This window comes from Stutzerimonas zhaodongensis, from assembly GCF_003696365.1.
Classification (GTDB): domain Bacteria; phylum Pseudomonadota; class Gammaproteobacteria; order Pseudomonadales; family Pseudomonadaceae; genus Stutzerimonas; species Stutzerimonas zhaodongensis.
In genome coordinates this window covers 1-15,414 of record NZ_RFFM01000009.1, presented here as the reverse complement: position 1 = coordinate 15,414, position 15,414 = coordinate 1, and the positions used below count along the sequence as shown (strand labels likewise).

Sequence of the window (15,414 nt, the reverse complement as noted above, 5' to 3'; positions counted from 1 at the left end):
AGGGCATGCCAACCGCTAGCTTTCATGCAATGAATAGGCTAATCACCAGGCATATGCATAACCCGGTAAGCCCGACCAGTGTCTTCATTACGGTCCAGGATTTGAGGGTGTCTGAGACGCTCATCCCGAAGTACCGGTTGGCCATCCAGAACCCCGAGTCATTGACATGGGAGAAGGCGGCCCCGCCACAGGCAATGGCAATAGTGCATAGGGCAAGCATCTGGGGACTGGCGCCAAGTAGCTGCGCGACTGGTGCGGTCAGGCTTGCGCCAGTGATCATTGCCACCGTGCCCGACCCTTGCGAAATGCGCATGATGGCTGCGGTGGTAAAGCCGAAAAGTACTAGTGGCATGTTCATGTCCTGCATGGCGTCAGCCAGGATCTTGCCCACGCCTGACTCGACTAAAACCTTGCCGAACACACCGCCCGCACCCGTGATCAGAATAATGATCCCGGCCGGCTCCAGCGCCTTGGTCGCAATTTTTTGCAGCTGGTCGGCCGAGTAACCTCGGTTGTGTCCGAATACCCAGAAGGTTAGGAGCGTGGTCAGAAGGAGCGCGATGATCGGGTTTCCGATAAACATCAATGTGTCGCGCAACGGGTTGCCTTCGGCCAACAGCATTTCGGCCGAGGTGTTACCGAGGATCAATGCCAGTGGCAGGAGCAAGGTGAGAACAACGCCTTTGAATGCCGGAAGCTTGCTTGGGTCATCGAACTTGCTTTCGCCCTGCACCATGTACTCGGGCACCGGCACGAAGATTCGATTGGAGATGAATTTTCCGAACAGCGGGCCGGCAACAGCCATCGCTGGTAGTCCCGCAATTACGCCCCAGATGATGACCCAGCCTAGGTCTGCGCCAAGGATGCTTGCGGTAGCGATCGGGCCGGGCGTAGGCGGCAGAAAGGTATGGGTGACGCTCAACCCTGCGCACAGCGGAATGCCGTAGTAGAGCAACGATTTGCCGGTGCGCCTGGCAATGCCATAGATCAGCGGTACCAAGATAACGATGGCTACATCGATAAATACCGCGATCGAGACGAGAAAACCAACAAGTCCCAATGCCCAGGGCACAGTGCGATCGCCGCATTTATTTATCAGCGTCAGGGCCAAGCGCTCGCTGCCCCCGGAGACGCGCAGCATCTCCCCAAACATGGAGCCTAGGCCGATGATCAATGCAACGAAGCCCAGTGTGCCTCCCATGGATTTGACGACGAAATCGAGCAGATTCTGTGGCGCCATACCGATGGCTAGGCCCGCTCCAAGACTAACGAGGATCAGGGCAAGAAAAGGCTGCAGCTTGAATTTTACGATCAACAGGAGCAGCGCGACGATCGATGATGCAGTGACCGTCAGTATTAGGGCGTTGCTTTCCATACAAACTCCGATTGTTATTGTGAGGAGCGTAAAGGCGCCGGATAGGCCGGCGCGCCAGGAAGGTTTTGGAGATTTCAGTCGTGCGGGGTGGTGGGGATTCGGCCGTGCATGGTTGGCGGGCGCAGGAACTTAAAATCGCAGCCTTTATCTGCCTGCGTGATCTGCTCGAAGAACAGCTTGCGGTAGCCACGTTCGGCATTCTGGGGCGTTGGCAACACGAGTGCGGCGCGACGGCGCTTCAATTCCTCATCGGCCACCAACAGATCAATGCTGCGTTGCGAAACGCTCAGCCGAATTTTGTCGCCGCTCTGTACGAGAGCCAGAGGCCCGCCCAGCGCCGCTTCAGGTGTTACATGCAGAACAATGGTGCCGGCGGCGGTGCCGCTCATGCGGCCATCGGATATGCGCACCATGTCCTTTACACCCGCTCGCGCGAGCTTTTTGGGGATAGGCAGGTACCCCGCCTCGGGCATGCCGGGAGCACCAATTGGACCGATGTTCTTGAGCACCAGGATGTCGTCAGCATTGACGTCGAGATCCGGGTCATCCAGTCGAAGTGCCAGGTCTTCGGAGTTCTCAAAGACGACCGCACGGCCTTCATGCTCCATCAGTGTCGCATCGGCAGCCGACTGCTTGATGATGGCCCCCTCTGGGGCGAGGCTTCCGCGCAAGAACGCGATGCCGCCGACCGGATAGATCGGATCATTTACGCTACGCACCACCTCCTGGGTAAAAGCTGGCACATCGTCCAGCTCTTCGCCGAGAGTGCGGCCGGTAACGGTGAGCGCATCAAGGTGAAGCAGCGGGCGCAGCTCGCGAAGCACTGTCTGCAAACCGCCTGCGCGATGTAGATCTTCCATATAGTGTTGGCCGGACGGCTTCAGATCCACGAGCACAGGGGTATCCCTGCTCATTCGGTCAAAGGCCTCCAGGTCAACGTCGTAGCCCATGCGCCCGGCAATTGCGGTCAGGTGCACGATTCCATTGGTCGAGCCGCCGATGGCCAGCAGCACGCGCAAGGCGTTTTCAAAAGCCTTGGGCGTAAGGATCTTGTCTGGCGTAAGTCCGGTCCGGGCCATCTCGACGGCCTGCTTTCCGGTGAGTTCGGCGATTCGCATGCGGTCGGAGGTAACCGCCGGCGGCGTCGCGCCGCCGGGGAGCACGATGCCAAGCGCTTCGCCTATACAGGCCATTGTGCTTGCAGTACCCATTACCGAGCAGGTCCCGACGCTGGCGACGAGCCTTGAATTCACCTCGACGATCTCCGCCTCGTCAATCTCCTGGCCCCGATACTGTCCCCAATAGCGGCGGCAGTCGGTGCAGGCACCAACCCTAACGCCGCGATGACCGCCTGTAAGCATGGAGCCGGTGATCAGCTGAACAGTAGGGATATTTGCCGATGCTGCCCCCATCAGCTGCGCCGGTACGGTCTTGTCGCATCCACCAATGAGTACGACGGCGTCCATGGGCTGCGCACAAATCATCTCCTCGGTGTCCATCGACATGAGGTTGCGCAGATACATGCTCGTAGGGGACGAGAAGCTCTCGCCAATCGAGATTGTTGGGAAATCGATGGCCAGGCCACCGGCAAGCATCACGCCGCGTTTAACGGCCTCGATCAACTGGGGCGCATTGCCGTGACAGGGATTGAATCCGCTTCCCGTGTTAATGATGCCAACGATGGTGCGGTCCAGCGCATCGTCGGTGTAGCCCGCGCCCTTGATAAAGGCTTTGCGAAGGAAAAGGGAGAATCCTGTATCTCCATAGTTCGTCAGACCTTTGCGAAGCCCCGTAGGAGTAACTACGGCGCCGTCAGTTTTTTTGTCCACCATCAGGCTTTACCTTTTGTTGATATTATTATCAATAATCGTGAGGGCCCATTTAGCCATGAGTTGTAGATGCTGACAACCCGCTCCGGACTGTTCGTTGAGCAGCCTCCAGAATCCCTCTATAGTCGGCCCGTTAGCTATGAAACCTGGAATGCGACCTTGAATGAAACGCAGACATCAACGCCCCCAGAGGGGCCGTGCAGTCCGGAATCGGTAATCGCTACGCTTGAGGAGGAGATCGTGCTTGGCTCACTTCACCCACGCGAGCGGCTGGTTGAGGATGAGTTAATGGCCCGGTTCGGCCTCAAGCGTCATGTGGTACGTAACGTCCTCGGTGAGCTTGAGCAAATGGGGCTAGTCGAACGCAAGCGAAACGTCGGCGCCCTGGTGAAGGCGTACACGGTAGAGGAGGTTGAGCACCTTTACGAAGTTCGTGAGCTACTTGAAACTCACTGCATGCGCTTGATCAATTTGCCCGTTTCTGAAGAGCGGCTCCAGCCGCTCCTGGCTATACAGACTGCTCACGATGATGCGGTCAGGCAGGGCGACCTGCGGCAGGTGTTTCGGCTAAATGTACGATTTCACCGTGAGCTTTTTAGCCTTGCTGACAATCCCGTGCTTGTCGAAGCCATCACCAGCCATGCCCAGCGAGCGCATTCCATACGTTCATCGACCATCGTCATGCCAGCGCAGTTGGAGCGCTCTCGTCAGGAGCACTGGCAGCTGATAGATGCCCTACGCGGTGCCGATAGGGAGTGCCTGGTGGGGCTATGTCGAGAGCATCTGGCCCCGTCAAAGGACGCCTATATTCAAGCGCAAAGGTTACGCGCCAAGCCAATTGGTGCACTTTCCAGCTCTAACAGCTAGGGCGTTTGTATTCGAGCTAAGTAGACCCAAGCAACAGTCCGCAGCCGTGACATTGCATTAATGCTGAGGGATGCACCTTTCGGCTCGTTACAGATGATCGGATTCAATGGGGAAGAGGGCTGACCAACGGCCAGCGATCATGGATCCAGGAGTATTCGGAGGGAGGGGAGCTCGTCACAACATAGAGCCTGCGATCATCTCCTTCGCCTACGAGCAGGCACTGCAATGCGTGCCCTGGCTCCACGTCAAACCAATGCGAAGTGCGAGCGGCGTCCTTCTCCATGTAGCCCTGAACCATACCGAATACCCGTTGGGGCTTGTAGCGTTCCCAACCCCCACGCTCAATGGTCTCAAGTTTCGCCCATCCACCTTCTGGGCTTGCCCCAGGTTCGCCCTTGCGTCGGCCCCAGCGCACCCACCCCAGATCCTCGCCACCTTGACCCAGTACAGGGATGGCAGCCTTGGGAGATGGGAAATACACCTTGTAACTTTTCTCAGCATCCCGCGCTTCAACGCCCCCACACATGGTCCCCTCCGGCTGTCTTGAACACGATTCTTTCGTTTGACCGGAGATAGCAGATTTCGATCTACTGTATATCCATACAGTTTAGATGTCGGTTGCCATGACGCTTTCTAACTCCACCGGCGCGCTGGGCTACGCCGAACTCCACTGTCTGTCGAACTTCAGTTTCCAGCGAGGCGCGTCCAGTGCCCGAGAACTATTCGATAGGGCCAAGCTCCACGGTTATGCCGCCCTGGCAATTACCGATGAGTGCACGCTGGCGGGCATCGTTCGGGCTTGGCAGGCGGCTAAGGAAGTAGGACTGCCGCTAATCATAGGCAGCGAGTTCACGCTGGTTGGCGGACTCAAGATCATTTTGCTGGTCGAAAACCTGGCCGGGTACCAGGCGCTTTGTCGACTGATAACCCTTGCTCGTCGCCGTTCCGATAAAGGCCGTTACAGCCTGAGGCCTGACGACTTTACATCGCCACTTGAGGGGCTGCTTTGCTTATGGGTGCCCATCGATGGGGGCAGTGATGCGCAGGGACGATGGTTGGTTGAGCGGTTCCCCAGTCGGGTATGGCTTGCCGTCGAATTACACAGAGGCCCAGACGATGCGTCACGCCTGTCACAGTTGAACGCTGTGGCGCGTGCGCTTGGCATCGCAATGGTCGCTGCGGGCGACGTTCATATGCATGCCAGAGGTAGGCGCGCACTCCAGGACACCATTACTGCCATCCGCCATCACGTGCCGGTGGCCGAAGCGGGTTGCCACCTTTATCCGAACGGTGAACGGCACCTCCGACCAATTGCGGATATCGCTGAACTCTACCCCAGCGAAATGCTTGTCGAGTCGCTTCGCATTGCGAAACGATGCACCTTCGATCTTGGTGAGTTGCGCTACCAGTACCCTCACGAAGTCGTCCCCGCGAATACCACACCGACCGCCTGGTTGCGGCAGCTGACCGAGGAGGGGGCTCGCTGGCGCTGGCCTGAAGGTGTCCCTGACAAAGCCCGTACCCAGCTTGAAAGCGAGCTGACCCTCATCGCCGAGCTTGGCTACGAAAGCTATTTTCTTACTGTCAGGGACATTGTTCAGTTCGCCCGTGGGCGATCGATTCTTTGCCAGGGTCGTGGATCGGCAGCAAACTCGGCAGTGTGTTTTGCTCTGGGTATTACCGAGCTTGACCCATCTCGGATGAACATGTTGTTTGAACGGTTCATATCTCGAGAGCGTAACGAGCCGCCAGACATTGACGTCGATTTCGAACACGAGCGGCGCGAGGAAGTCATTCAGTACATCTACCAGCGCTACGGACGCGAGCGCGCAGCACTGACCGCGGTGGCCAGCACCTACCATTTTGCTGGTGCGGTTCGGGATGTCGCCAAAGCACTGGGTATGCCTGCCGAACAGGTCAAGATGCTGGCCGACTGCGGTGGCCGCTGGACAGATCGGCTGCCGCCAGTTGAACGTCTTCTAGAGGCCGGCTTCGATCCGGACAGCCCAGTCCTTCATCGGGTACTGGTGCTCACCAATGAGCTGATCGGCTTCCCTCGTCACCTATCGCAGCACCCGGGCGGGTTCGTCATTTCTGAACAGCCGCTAGACACCCTGGTTCCGGTAGAAAACGCAGCGATGCCTGAACGTACGATCATTCAATGGGACAAGGATGACTTGGATGCCGTAGGGTTGCTGAAGGTTGATGTGCTCGCGCTCGGGATGCTGACTGCCATACGCCGAACGCTCGATTTGCTGCGCCGCTACGATCGGCGTGATCTGACGCTTGCGACGATTCCTTCCGAGGATCCGGACACCTATCGGATGATCAGCCGGGCCGATACGGTCGGGGTGTTTCAAATCGAATCCAGAGCGCAGATGGCCATGCTCCCGAGGCTCAAACCCAAAACCTTTTACGACTTGGTCATCGAAGTGGCTATCGTACGTCCAGGTCCCATCGTTGGTGACATGGTCCACCCCTATCTGCGGCGTAGAAACGGGGAGGAGCCGGTCGTTTATCCATCCGAGGACCTCAAGGAAGTGTTCGAGCGAACCCTGGGCGTTCCGCTGTTTCAAGAGCAGGTGATGAAGTTGGCCATTGTTGCCGCAGGCTACAGTGCGGGGGAGGCAGACCAGCTGCGCCGGTCCATGGCGGCATGGAAGCGCCACGGTGGCCTTGAACCGCACCAGAAGCGCCTGATGGAGGGCATGCTTGCGCGTGGTTACCCTGTCGAATTTGCCGAGAAGGTTTTCGAACAGATCAAAGGGTTTGGCAGCTACGGATTTCCCGAGTCGCACGCCGCAAGCTTTGCGCTGTTGACCTATGCCAGCTGCTGGCTCAAATGCCACGAGCCGGCGGCCTTCGCTTGCGCCTTGATCAACAGCTGGCCCATGGGTTTCTACAGCCCGGATCAAATTCTTCAGGATGCCCGCCGGCACCGAATCTCAACGCGCGCCGTTGATGTACTTCACTCGGACTGGGATTGCACGCTCGAGCCCGATGAGGGCGAACAACCCGCCATCCGCCTTGGACTGAGGATGATTCGAGGGTTTCGAGAGGAGGATGCGCGTCGTATTGAGGCTGTCAGGGCACAGCGGAATTTTTTGGATACTGCAGACCTCTGTGTACGGGCCCAGCTTGATAACCGTGCTCGCGCACAGCTGGCCGACGCGGGTGCGCTACAAGGGCTGGCAGGGCACCGTCATCAGGCTAGATGGGGCGTAGCTGGTATTGAACCGCAGTTGCCTCTTTTCGCCGCCATAGACAGTCAGCCGGAGACAGATGTTGCGCTTCCGGCACCCTCGGTCGCCGAGAACCTGTATACCGATTACGCCACCCTGGGCACCACCCTTGGCCCGCACCCGTTGTCCCTGTTGCGGGAGACTTTGCGATCAATGCGCTGCAAAAGTTCGCGCGATTTGGCCGCCGTCGAGCATGGCCGTCATATTGCGGTGGCCGGGCTCGTCACGGGCAGGCAACGACCCTCGACTGCAAGCGGTGTGATCTTCGTTACCTTGGAAGACGAGCACGGGATGATGAACGTCGTGGTTTGGGCTGACCTCGGAGAGCGTCAGCGACGCGAGCTTCTGGAGTCGCAGCTTATGCAGGTGAACGGACGCTTGGAGTACCAGAGCGGTGTGCGGCATATCATCGCCGGAAGGATGCGAAACCTGACCCACCTGCTCACCGGCCTTGACGTGCGCAGCCGGAATTTCCAGTGATTTGAAATCGGGCGATGATAGGGCGAATGTCGAGCAATGAGGTTGGCTCAACTTGCGTGCGCTTTGGCCCGCTAGCTAGTTCGTGGAACCGGTCTTGGCAGCTCTTCCGGTATCAACTACGTGATTAGCGAGCTATGGCTGTGTGAAGCACGAAAAAGGCAATCACGCTGGCCAGCAGTCGCGTACTGCCGCGCTGCTCCATCAACGCTGAATCACGCCAGCCCAATTGCCTGTACCGCTTTGAGCAATGTTGGCGGTATCGTTGGAGCCAAGCTGTCCGATTTCAGCCGCGTTTTGAGCGCCTATCTGTGTTATCGCGGCGTTATTATTTGACCCGAGCTGGGTAGCGTTGATCAGGTTGCGCTCCCCATCCTGAGCCAATTCCAGTACCTGGGCTGTCCCCATCTGATTGGCAAGGACGTCGTTGCTACCGCCTTGTTGCTCGAGGTCTGCGGTCAAATCGCCGCCCGTTTGGGCGATAGTTATTGTGTTGTCGCTCCCAAATTGGCGGGACGCGCTGCTCAGCCGGTCGCCTGATTGGGTGACCGACATAGAGTGGTCGTTTCCCCGCTGCTCACCCGTCGTCTCAATATGTGTTCCGGACTGAGAGATAATTACGCTGTTGCCTCGGCCATAAGCCTGCGTCGTCGCATCCAGATGGCTGCCACCCTGAACAATGGACGCCATGTTCCTATCACCAAAAACCTCGGTATCGGCATTAGCTTCACTAGCGCTAAGTTGCCAGATTGTGGTCTGGTTCGAATTGCCTTCTTGCCATATGGAGACGTCAACGTTGGCGCTCAGCGATTGACCGATGGATGCATAGTTGAAATCGCCGCGCTGGCGGACGCTTCCTTGGGCATCCGTACTGGATAGCTGAACACTATAGAAGGCGTTGTCCGCTCCGACCTGCAGCGCACGGGTGGCAGAGCTGCGCACTCGCGCCTGCGTGGCGCTGGCATAGTTATCATTACCATGCTGACCGAATGAAACTGTGCTTGCTGCAGTCCCGTCCCGTTGAAACGCACCCGTCTCGTTATGTGAGCCGATCGCCTGGTATTGAAGAATAAGGTTATCGGCGCCGCCGGTTTGTCTGGCAAACGCCATATTCGACTCTGCACCTTGAGACTGGGTGATAGCGTTATCCAACCCATCGTCCTGAGTGGCTTCTGCACCGTTTAGCCGACCGACCTGAAACTGCCTGATTGCGTTGCCGACACCATCAATTTGGGAGGCTGTTGCAGTTAGGTTGATTCCGGTTTGCTCGACGACTACAAGGTTGTCCTGAGCAAAAGTTTGAGTCGAGCTTGCAGCGATAACCGCAAGTGCCAGCATCTTTGAACTGAGCATGGTGTTTCTCCAATTGGGAGTGTCCTGCTTATTCGCACATACTCGAACCGGTCGGAATTTGGGTATTGGCTGTAGCGTCTACTGCTGCTTGACCCATGAGGCCCCTGCGCCCATCTGAGTATTGCTTTAAAGGCCCAGCCTAAATTTTGCGAGGTTGGGTAAGGAGGGGCTAATAGGTGGCCTTACCAATAACATCTGGTCCGCAAATGAATACTGAACCGACGAGCCCGTTGGGGGATCATCCGAAAGATCGGTTTTGCCAGGTGACCGTAACCCGAATGGATCGCTTGTTTCAGACTCCCTTTCTAATGCGCCCATCTTCTAAGTCGGAGCACTGTTAAGGGTTGCTGAAAACTGGTTATGCGCCATTGCGATTCGCCGAGCTTGTTGCGCAGGGAGGACGACTAAGAAGCCTAGCGACGATCGAATGTTGAGCCGTCAAGCTCATAGCGCAGTTCAAGAATCAGTTTGGCCAAACCTTGGCTCGTTGCAACTTGTGATACTGGAATTCCCGCCACGATCAGTTGCGTCTGGCCAGTGTCACGCTCATAGAACCGCAGTCGAACGCTCGACCGTTCATGCAGATAGCTGCATGCAAGCGGCGAAAATGCGCGCTGAAGTTCGACGCGTGCGGCCAAGGATTGACGACTCGTTATCATTGGAAAACCTCCGTGTTGTCCAAGCGCGGCAAGGTAGCGGCCAACAGCCAGCAGGTAAAGCGCGTCCCGCTCAGGCTGTGAGGCGTTCGAACGTCCAGGGGCATTCAGATCTTCAAGTTAGGCGTCTTATTACGCTCATCGCACCTGCACGCCACCCAGATAAAGAAAGGCGTCAATACCTTCTACAGCTGCCTGCAGCTTTCTTCGAAGCAGTGGTAACTCTAGAACTGTTCCAGCGAATGGGCGGTCGGCCATTGCCAGGGTTGCCGCCAGAGCGACGTCCGAATGTTTGATCAGTGCGATTAGATGCTCTCCACGGGGCCCACTTGCGCCCGCCATCCAGTTCTTTACGGTCCGCTCGTTTGCATTAGTCCATCGCATTAAGGTCTTGGCGGCCTGGTGAGTGCTGCCAAGCTCTTTTCGTAGCGCTGTGGCGATGTCCACCGCGTACTGCTCATGGTTCAGAAAAACTTTGCCCGTTTTCGTACTCATTTTTCCGCCCTCGGTCTTCTATCGTTTCGAAAGCTATAAACGGCTCGAGGCGACTGACAAATACCTATGCCGTTACCGAGACGATGATCCTGTCGGGAGCGAGTTGTCGATGCCAACTATCACCGTTGAAGCCACAGGCGATATGCCTCGGCCGTTGCTAGCAGCCGCGTATGTGCGGATGTCGACTGAACACCAGCAGTACTCAACCGAAAACCAGCTCGACACGATCAAGCTCTATGCGGCCGCCCATGCCATGCAAATAACGAGGGTGTACACGGACGCAGGCAAGAGCGGGCTTCTACTGGAAGGCCGCGATGCCCTGAAGCAGCTATTTCAAGACGTTGAAAGTGGACAGGCCAGCTATACGACGATATTGGTCTATGACGTCAGCCGTTGGGGGCGATTTCAAGACCCTGATATCAGCGCCAGCTACGAGGTCCGATGCCGTCAAATGGGCGTTTCGGTTCAATATTGCGCCGAGCAGTTCAGCAACGACGGCTCCCCTGTGTCCAATATCATTAAAAGCGTCAAGCGGATGATGGCCGGGGAGTACAGCCGGGAACTCTCGGTGAAGGTTTTCGCAGGACAGTCTCGGCTGATCGAAATGGGTTATAGACAGGGAGGCCCGGCCGGATACGGATTGCGTCGTCAATTGGTCGATGCGGCCGGGGTTCCGAAGTACGAGTTGGAACTAGGCGAGCACAAGAGTATTCAGACTGACCGAGTGATACTTGTGCCCGGCCCAAAGGAGGAGGTGGACGTCGTCCGGCAAATCTACAGGCTATTTGTTGATGAAGGCCGAAGCGAGCGCGAAATCGCGCAGCGGCTCAATGCTCGCGGCGTCCTGACCGATCGGTCGCGGCCATGGACGCGCGGCGCTGTTCACCAGGTGCTGATCAATGAAAAGTACATTGGCAACAACGTATGGAATCGCACGTCCTTCAAACTCAAGCAAGCACGTAAGCGAAACGACCCACAGAACTGGGTCAGGGCCGATGGAACCTTCCCACCGATCGTGAGCGAGCTGCAGTTCAGGGCCGCGAGAGAAATCATTAATGGGCGTTCTTACCGTATGCCGGATGAGGAAATGCTCCGCCTGCTCAAAATCATTCATGAGCGCTGCGGCTGCTTGTCAGGGCTCGTTATTGACGAGGCAGAGGGCTGCCCATCGAGTAGTGCTTACACATACCGATTCGGCAGTCTGCTGCGCTGCTATTCACTGATCGGTTACAGCCCCGGCCGGGACTATCAGTACCTGGAAGCCAACAGACGGCTGCGCCTGCTACATCCTAATCTTCTACAGCAGACGATCGAACAGATTCGCGCGGTAGGAGGGCGTGTTGATATTGAGCCCGATACCGGGATGCTGGCAATCAACCAGGAAATCCGGCTCTCTATCGTTTTGTGTAGATGCCAATTCACCTCTGCAGGGGCCAGACGATGGAAGATTCGGTTTGATCTGGGATTGGGACCTGATCTGACGGTTGCGGTGCGGATGAGCGAAGGTGAGCAACGCGCGATTGATTATTACGTGCTTCCAACAGTTGACATGACGGCCTCCCAATTGCGAGTCGCCGAAAACAACCGTGCGGACGTAGAGATCTATCGGTTCGATTCTCTGGAAATTATTGCGCAATTGTCACGCCGCAGTGCGCACAGGAGGGCAGCGTGACGACCCCCTTATCGACCAAGAAGGTACTGCATATTTCCGATGCCTCAACTATCAGGCTTATCCCGTTAGAACAGATCAAGGTGCTTAACCCTCGCGTACGCAACAAGCAAGTGTTCGCCAAGCTAGTAGAAAACATCGCCACGATAGGGCTCAAACGGCCTATCACGGTGACGTGTGTCAACGACGCTGCAGGCAGTGAACACTTCGAGGTCGTCTGCGGGCAGGGGCGTCTCGAAGCGTTCCAGGCACTTGGTGAAGAAAGCATCCCCTGCATTGTCGTGAGCGCAAGCGAGGCTGATCGCTTCCTGATCAGCCTTGTTGAAAATCTCGCTCGCAGAAAACATTCCAATCGCGACCTGCTGATGTCAATTCAGATTCTGTCGGAGCGGGGCTACTCGGTTAAAGATATCGCGAGCAAAACGAGTCTAGATCACACCTATGTCAGCTGCATCCTGCTGTTGCTGCGCCAGGGAGAAGAGCGACTGATCTCAGCGGTTGAAAAGGGATGGCTGCCAATCAAAATCGCCGCGGAAATCGCCCGTTCTGATGATGGGGAAATTCAGCGGGCGATGATCGAGGCTTACGAGACCGGCGTGCTCAAGGGTGAACAACTGATCAAGGTGCGACGATTGATCGACAGGCGCAGCGCACTTGGCAAGCGCTATGGGCAACACGGGCATACGGATCGACCTACCACGCCTCAAAAACTACTCAGCACCTACCAGGCCGAAGTCCGACGCCAGAAGGTGATGATCAAAAAGGCGGATATCAATGAGCAGCGCTTGCTGATTATCGTCACAGCCGTGAGAAAACTGCTGGCCGATGACTATTTCACTGCACTGCTTCGTAATCAAGATATCCAGGATATGCCTCGACCATTGGCCGATCGTATCCATGGCGAGGCTTGCTGATGAGACAGGTGAAGCAGGGCTTCGAGCAGCAGATCGTCTCGATCGCGCTGGATCGCATATTGCCGACACGGCAGATGGACAAGGGGATCCAAGGCAGCAAGAAGTACGCCTGCATTCTTAGCTCCATCCGTGAACTTGGCGTTGTAGAGCCGTTGGCTGTGCACCCGCAGCCGGTTTTCGATCAAGGCGCTGCATCCTACATCCTGCTCGATGGACACCTCAGGTTGGAGGCGCTTAAGCAGCTTGGTGGGGTCGAGGCGCTGTGCCTGATATCAACCGATGATGAAGGCTTCACCTATAACCGTCAGATCAATCGGTTAACGCCCATTCAAGAACACAAGATGATTCTTGCAGCGCTGAAAAAAGGAATTGATCCGGCACGGATTGCCCGAGTACTCGGTGTAAATGTCGCGCGCATCCACCACAGACGCAATCTGCTGGAAGGCATCGCACCAGAAGTCGTTGAGATGCTGAAGGTCAGAATGGTCGCGCAGGACATATTTCGCGTGTTGAGAAAGATGAAGCCGATGCGGCAGATCGAAACGGTCGAAATGATGATCTCGGCCAATTGCTTTACGCTCAGCTACGCACAGATGGTGCTCGCGGCGACTCGACCGGAAATGTTGGTCGACAAACAACGGAAAAAACCGTCTGCAGAGACCAGCGCCCTGGACATCGCGCGTATGGAACGGGAGATGGAAAATCTCCAGCACGACTACAAGCAGGTGGAAGACACCTTGGGTGAGACGATGCTGATTCTGGTGGTCGCGAAGGGATATTTGTTACGCATCCTGCGCAATGATGCAATTGCGGCTTATTTGCAGCAACACCACGCCGACTTATTGGAAGAACTGGTATCGATCATGGAAGCGGTCAGTTCTGATGCACGGCATCTGGAACGGGAGTGATGAGGAAAAGTCCTGACAGTACAGTCTGCAGCCGACTTAAGATGTGGTTCGTTTCATGTCCGCCTTGCCTTATTTGTATGCGCGCCCTGTTGTGACAGGGCGCGGATGCTGACTATTCGGATTTTCGGCTCCAGATTAGAGAGTGGCTACCATCGTCGCCCTCGATGAGGTTAGCGTAGACGGTAGCAGGGAGTGCCGGGTCATCTATGCTGACCGAAAGGTAGGGGCGGTCGGATTGGCTGAGCTTTTCCCAAGCGGCGCCGATGTCGTGCCCGCCAGCTGCGACGATTCGATAATCCGGAGCGTTGTCGCTGCTCTTGTTGTTTGGAACGATGTTGACCTTCGCTTGAAGCGTAAGGGTGCGCAGAGTGCCAATGAAGCCATCTTTGGACGGGGTGAAGGTGCCGATGTTGGCCATGGTGTTACTCCTTTCGGATTCAAGGTCGCGCCCATCGCGTCCTTGTTGTGAACCGGTCGGCGGGGGAGGGCCGGACGCACTGCCGTGGCAGCCGAAACGTAGAGAAGGACCGTGAGCACCGAACAATTTGTCGCGCGAGGAAGCCGCTCGCCGGCGGGGAAAATGTTCGGCGCGAACGGTTGTGGGCCCAGGCACGATCCTGCCAGGATTCACGACGACTCAAGGACGCAGGGGCTGACCAACCGAATTGGGCCAGGCCATCTCTCAGGTCTTCGCCACATTCCGAAGTGGTTGCTCGAGCCTGTGCCTTTAGGAGAATCTCGCCTGCGAGAAGCCCTAACAGTCTCTGCGGCCAATGTTCATCGACCATGGCTGTAACAGCGACCTAGTGAGGCTAACTCCATCTAGGCTGGGCGTATTAAGAGGGAAATCCAATGGCGGTGCGGTGGTAATCGTTTCCGAAGTGAACAGCTGAACGTCGGCGTAGCATGCGTCAAGAAGGCGCAGCTCGTAGGGTTGGAGAAAGCAGCAGGTTAGTGATTTAGCGCTCGTATCCAGCGTGCCCTCATGTGTACGAAAATGTGTACCTAACTACAGCTGGACTTTGCTTATTACCTTTAAATTCAGTAGCTTACACTAATTATTCGAGTCTCTCCGTCCGCACCATCTAATGGTTTCCTGGCCTCTCATGAGGACTCGGAAATCCTTGAAAGCCCCGTAATAGGGGCTTTTTTGTGCCTGTTGTTTTCTCAGAGCACCTCGTAGCAGGTTGTACCAAGGCGGCACATTAGGTACAAAAATGCGTACATCACGAGTTCGAGTTCTGGAGATGTACACATGGCGCTCACCGATACGGCAGTACGCCAAGCCAAGCCCAAGGACAGGGCGTACACAGTCGCTGACGGAGATGGACTGGCATTGTTCGTCCATCCTCGAGGCGGCAAGTACTGGTATTTCCGGTACCGAGCAAGCGGTAAGGCCCACCGCGTCTCGCTAGGCACTTACCCTGAAGTGTCGCTCAAGGACGCGCGGTTGCGCCGAGAGGAGGCTCGGCGGAAGGTTGCAGCTGGGATTGATCCTAGGGCACAGCCGGAACAATCGCCGCGCTTGGTGTCCTTTCGACAAGTTGCGAACGATTGGGACGCCTTTCGAACTCCTCGTCTCACGCAGGGCCGCAAGGGTTCGGCCGCACAAGCACGACGTTACCTGGA

13 protein-coding genes are annotated in these 15,414 nt (G+C 56.6%); 6 read left to right on the top strand and 7 right to left on the bottom strand.

Annotated elements, in window-relative coordinates:
• Positions 1 to 22: 22 nt before the first annotated feature.
• Together EA797_RS20505 and EA797_RS20500 are read right to left on the bottom strand one after the other, a co-directional pair.
• On the bottom strand, positions 23 to 1,375 hold the full coding sequence (locus EA797_RS20505) for a GntT/GntP/DsdX family permease (RefSeq protein ID WP_122168663.1): 1,353 nt from the start codon (positions 1,373 to 1,375) through the stop codon (positions 23 to 25).
• 74 nt (positions 1,376 to 1,449) lie between these two features.
• Positions 1,450 to 3,207, bottom strand: coding sequence for an IlvD/Edd family dehydratase (locus tag EA797_RS20500; RefSeq protein ID WP_122168661.1), 1,758 nt, complete (start codon positions 3,205 to 3,207; stop codon positions 1,450 to 1,452).
• 66 nt (positions 3,208 to 3,273) lie between these two features.
• Here EA797_RS20500 and EA797_RS20495 point away from each other — a divergent pair, with 66 nt between their 5' ends.
• Positions 3,274 to 4,071 (top strand): GntR family transcriptional regulator, encoded by a 798-nt coding sequence (locus EA797_RS20495; protein ID WP_122168659.1) that lies wholly within the window; start codon positions 3,274 to 3,276, stop codon positions 4,069 to 4,071.
• 103 nt (positions 4,072 to 4,174) lie between these two features.
• Here the strand turns inward: EA797_RS20495 and EA797_RS20490 are convergent, their stop codons facing one another.
• On the bottom strand, positions 4,175 to 4,597 hold the full coding sequence (locus tag EA797_RS20490) for a hypothetical protein (RefSeq protein WP_122168657.1): 423 nt from the start codon (positions 4,595 to 4,597) through the stop codon (positions 4,175 to 4,177).
• Positions 4,598 to 4,694: 97 nt separating this feature from the next.
• Here EA797_RS20490 and EA797_RS20485 point away from each other — a divergent pair, with 97 nt between their 5' ends.
• Complete coding sequence (locus EA797_RS20485; RefSeq protein WP_122168791.1) at positions 4,695 to 7,793, top strand: error-prone DNA polymerase; 3,099 nt, start codon at positions 4,695 to 4,697, stop codon at positions 7,791 to 7,793.
• A gap of 201 nt (positions 7,794 to 7,994) precedes the next feature.
• On the opposite strand, the gene EA797_RS20480 is transcribed toward EA797_RS20485, so the two are convergent.
• The 3 genes from EA797_RS20480 to EA797_RS20470 form a co-directional block, all read right to left on the bottom strand.
• Positions 7,995 to 9,143 carry a hypothetical protein gene (locus tag EA797_RS20480; protein ID WP_122168655.1) on the bottom strand — a complete coding sequence of 383 codons (1,149 nt, stop codon included), beginning with the start codon at positions 9,141 to 9,143 and terminating at the stop codon, positions 7,995 to 7,997.
• Positions 9,144 to 9,556: 413 nt separating this feature from the next.
• Positions 9,557 to 9,802: a DUF1652 domain-containing protein gene (locus EA797_RS22200; protein ID WP_122168653.1), complete on the bottom strand. Its 246-nt coding sequence runs from the start codon at positions 9,800 to 9,802 to the stop codon at positions 9,557 to 9,559.
• 135 nt (positions 9,803 to 9,937) lie between these two features.
• Positions 9,938 to 10,294 carry a hypothetical protein gene (locus EA797_RS20470; protein WP_122168651.1) on the bottom strand — a complete coding sequence of 119 codons (357 nt, stop codon included), beginning with the start codon at positions 10,292 to 10,294 and terminating at the stop codon, positions 9,938 to 9,940.
• 118 nt (positions 10,295 to 10,412) lie between these two features.
• On the opposite strand from EA797_RS20470, the gene EA797_RS20465 reads away from it, so the two are divergent.
• From EA797_RS20465 to EA797_RS20455, 3 genes are read left to right on the top strand one after another with little or no spacing between them, the layout of a single operon-like run.
• Positions 10,413 to 11,966, top strand: a complete 1,554-nt coding sequence (locus EA797_RS20465; RefSeq protein ID WP_425275596.1) for a recombinase family protein — start codon at positions 10,413 to 10,415, stop codon at positions 11,964 to 11,966.
• Between the two features lie 26 nt (positions 11,967 to 11,992).
• On the top strand, positions 11,993 to 12,877 hold the full coding sequence (locus EA797_RS20460; protein ID WP_122168789.1) for a plasmid partitioning protein RepB C-terminal domain-containing protein: 885 nt from the start codon (positions 11,993 to 11,995) through the stop codon (positions 12,875 to 12,877).
• Positions 12,877 to 13,785 carry a plasmid partitioning protein RepB C-terminal domain-containing protein gene (locus EA797_RS20455; protein WP_122168647.1) on the top strand — a complete coding sequence of 303 codons (909 nt, stop codon included), beginning with the start codon at positions 12,877 to 12,879 and terminating at the stop codon, positions 13,783 to 13,785. Before EA797_RS20460 ends, EA797_RS20455 begins: the two co-directional genes overlap by 1 nt.
• A 112-nt stretch (positions 13,786 to 13,897) precedes the next feature.
• On the opposite strand, the gene EA797_RS20450 is transcribed toward EA797_RS20455, so the two are convergent.
• Positions 13,898 to 14,203 (bottom strand): DUF736 domain-containing protein, encoded by a 306-nt coding sequence (locus EA797_RS20450; RefSeq protein ID WP_122168645.1) that lies wholly within the window; start codon positions 14,201 to 14,203, stop codon positions 13,898 to 13,900.
• Between the two features lie 837 nt (positions 14,204 to 15,040).
• On the opposite strand from EA797_RS20450, the gene EA797_RS20445 reads away from it, so the two are divergent.
• On the top strand, positions 15,041 to 15,414 hold a 374-nt coding region (locus EA797_RS20445), incomplete at its 3' end, for an Arm DNA-binding domain-containing protein (protein ID WP_147456828.1).